The organism is Pseudomonas sp. NPDC087803, from assembly GCF_044742995.1.
Taxonomy (GTDB): domain Bacteria; phylum Pseudomonadota; class Gammaproteobacteria; order Pseudomonadales; family Pseudomonadaceae; genus Aquipseudomonas.
Genome location: NZ_JBIUVO010000137.1, coordinates 395 through 2511, shown reverse-complemented (window position 1 = coordinate 2511; position 2117 = coordinate 395). Strand labels below are relative to the sequence as shown.

Sequence of the window (2117 nt, the reverse complement as noted above, 5' to 3'; positions counted from 1 at the left end):
ACCAAACAAAACAACAACTTATACGCTTAAACGAGATAACACATGATGGCGCACGGAAGATCGTCGAGCAGGAAGGTCTGGACATGCGTTACTACAACGTGATCTACGACATCATCGAAGACGTCAAGAAAGCCCTGACCGGCATGCTCGGCAGCGATGTTCGCGAGAACATCCTGGGCGTGGCCGAAGTGCGCGACGTGTTCCGTTCGCCGAAGTTTGGCGCGATCGCCGGTTGCATGGTGATCGAAGGTGTTGTGCACCGTAACCGTCCGATCCGTGTACTGCGTGAAGACATCGTTATCTTCGAAGGCGAGCTGGAATCCCTGCGCCGCTTCAAGGATGACGCTTCCGAAGTACGTGCCGGCTTGTAATGCGGTATCGGCGTGAAGAGCTACAACGACGTCAAAGTCGGTGACAAGATCGAAGTCTTCGAGAAGGTTCTGGTTGCTCGCAGCCTCTGACTCGCGCACTTCAAGGGCCACGCCGAGCCGCCGCATGCAGATGCGCGCCACGGCGTCAGGACTCTAAACGCAACGCCCGGTCTGGCTTTTGTCAGGCCGGGCGTTTGCCGCTTTCAGACCTTGCGGGTTTCACCGTAGGGCAGTAACAGGTAACAAAATCATGGCAAAAGAATACAGCCGTACCCAACGTATCGGCGATCAGATGCAGCGTGAGCTGGCCCAGCTGATCCGTCGTGAAGTCAAAGACCCGCGCGTCGGCCTGGTCACCATTACCGCTGTGGAGGTCAGCCGTGACGTCGGTCACGCAAAGATCTTCATTACTGTAATGGGGCAGGACAACGCTGAAGACATCGCGCAAAGCATCAAGGTGCTCAACGCTGCCGCAGGTTTCCTGCGCATGCAACTGGCCCGTGAAATGAAGCTGCGCAGCGTGCCGCAATTGCACTTCCACTACGACGAAAGCGTCGTGCGTGGTGCGCACCTGTCGGCCCTGATCGAGCGCGCCGTGGCTGAGGACAATCAGCACCTGGCCGCTGCACCTGAAGACACCAAGGAGTAATTCGGTGGCTCAGGTCAAACGTATCCGTCGTAACGTCAGCGGTATCATCCTGCTCGACAAGCCGCTGGGGTTCACCTCCAACGCCGCGTTGCAGAAGGTTCGCTGGTTGCTCAACGCCGAGAAGGCCGGTCACACCGGCAGTCTCGACCCGCTGGCCACCGGTGTCTTGCCGCTGTGCTTTGGCGAGGCAACGAAGTTCTCGCAATACCTGCTCGATTCCGACAAGGGTTACGAAACCCTGGCGCAACTGGGCAAGACCACCACCACGGCGGACGCCGAGGGTGAGGTTTTGCAGGAGCGTCCGGTGACCGTTGGTCGCGCCGATGTCGAAGCGGTTCTGCCGAAATTTCGTGGGCAAATCAGTCAGATACCGCCGATGTACTCGGCACTCAAGCGTGACGGTCAGCCGCTGTACAAGCTGGCCCGTGCAGGCGAAGTAGTGGAGCGCGAACCGCGTTCTGTTACTATTGCGCGCTTGGAATTACTGGCCTTCGAAGGCGATACTGCGCGTCTTGCGGTGGATTGCAGCAAGGGCACCTATATTCGCACCCTGGTGGAGGATATCGGTGAGCAACTCGGTTGTGGTGCGTACGTCGCGGAACTGCGTCGTACCCAGGCCGGGCCTTTCACGCTGGCGCAGACCGTGACCCTCGAAGAGCTGGAAGCGGTACATGCCGAAGGCGGCAACGAAGCGGTCGACCGCTTCCTGATGCCATCGGACAGCGGCCTGCAGGATTGGCCGCTGCTGCACTTCTCCGAAGCGAGTGCGTTCTACTGGCTCAACGGCCAGCCGGTGCGTGCCCCGGATGCTCCGAAGTTCGGCATGGTACGGGTACAGGATCACAATGGTCGCTTCATCGGTATCGGTGAAGTGAGCGAAGACGGGCGCATCGCGCCGCGTCGACTGATTCGGTCAGAATGACCGAACGAGTGTGGCTGTTAACAGGCACGGTCACTACTCATTTATAGATACAGGGATTTGTCCCTGGCCTGTTGAAACTGTTTTTGAAACAGTTTAATTATATTTGGTTTGATTGTTTGATCTCTAGTTTGAAGTAAATTCTCATATGTTTTTCTAGTATGAGGTATTTTTTTTT

The 2117-nt window shown here is 57.1% G+C and carries 2 protein-coding genes and 1 pseudogene; all 3 read left to right on the top strand.

The window, feature by feature from the left end; translation table 11 throughout:
• Positions 1 to 461: pseudogene (locus tag ACIOUG_RS26925) on the top strand (EF-Tu/IF-2/RF-3 family GTPase); the annotation flags it as partial.
• A 160-nt stretch (positions 462 to 621) separates the two neighbouring features.
• Entirely contained in the window at positions 622 to 1020 is a 399-nt protein-coding gene (gene rbfA, locus ACIOUG_RS26920) for a 30S ribosome-binding factor RbfA (RefSeq protein ID WP_003221549.1), read from the top strand.
• Between the two features lie 4 nt (positions 1021 to 1024).
• The gene (gene truB, locus ACIOUG_RS26915; RefSeq protein ID WP_024011571.1) at positions 1025 to 1942 is read left to right on the top strand and encodes a tRNA pseudouridine(55) synthase TruB; all 918 of its coding nucleotides are present in this window, start codon (positions 1025 to 1027) and stop codon (positions 1940 to 1942) included.
• Positions 1943 to 2117 lie beyond the last annotated feature (175 nt).

Coding starts and splice junctions, on each gene's coding strand:
- rbfA (WP_003221549.1), top strand. CDS start 622: ATGGCAAAAGAATACAGCCGTACCCAACGTATCGGCGATCAGATGCAG.